We start from the raw sequence: 466 nt of genomic DNA, 5'->3' as shown, positions 1-466 counted from the left end.
GTTGATGAGCAGGATGATGCCGCCGCCAGAGAGGTCGATCGACTTCACCCGCATGACGACGAGCTGCCCCAGCACCAGGATGCCGAGCGGCACGATCTGCCTGACGAAGATGCCCATGATGTTGAGGTTGAGCATGTTCGGCCGCGCGATCCACAGCGTCGCCAGCAGCACGATGAAGACAAAATAGGACGGCGGGATGCGCAGCAGACGCCGGGCGATCGGATTTGCGAGAACGGCGGCCATCGCTCAGAGCCCCATTTTCTTGCGGGATTGCAACCCGACCACCGCCAGCAGGATGCCGCCCTTGATCGCTGTCTGAACAAAGGGCGAGACGTTGGCGAGGTTCATGCCGTTAGCCAGCAGCGCCATGACCAGCGCGCCGATCACTGTGCCGTGCAGGCTGCCGATGCCGCCGGAGAGCTGGGTGCCTCCGAGCGCCACGGCGGTGACGGTATCGAGTTCGAAA

The 466-nt window shown here is 63.3% G+C and carries 2 pseudogenes; both read right to left on the bottom strand.

Annotated elements, in window-relative coordinates:
• Positions 1–243 (bottom strand): annotated as a pseudogene (locus EN939_RS37515) (ABC transporter permease); the annotation flags it as partial.
• A gap of 3 nt (positions 244–246) precedes the next feature.
• Positions 247–466, bottom strand: a pseudogene (locus EN939_RS37510) (ABC transporter permease); the annotation flags it as partial.

The sequence above is a fragment of the Mesorhizobium sp. M7A.F.Ca.CA.002.05.1.1 genome (assembly GCF_003998335.1).
In the GTDB taxonomy this organism is placed as follows: domain Bacteria; phylum Pseudomonadota; class Alphaproteobacteria; order Rhizobiales; family Rhizobiaceae; genus Mesorhizobium.
The sequence above is the reverse complement of the archived record's forward strand: the minus strand, read 5'-3'. Positions and strand labels throughout refer to the sequence as shown.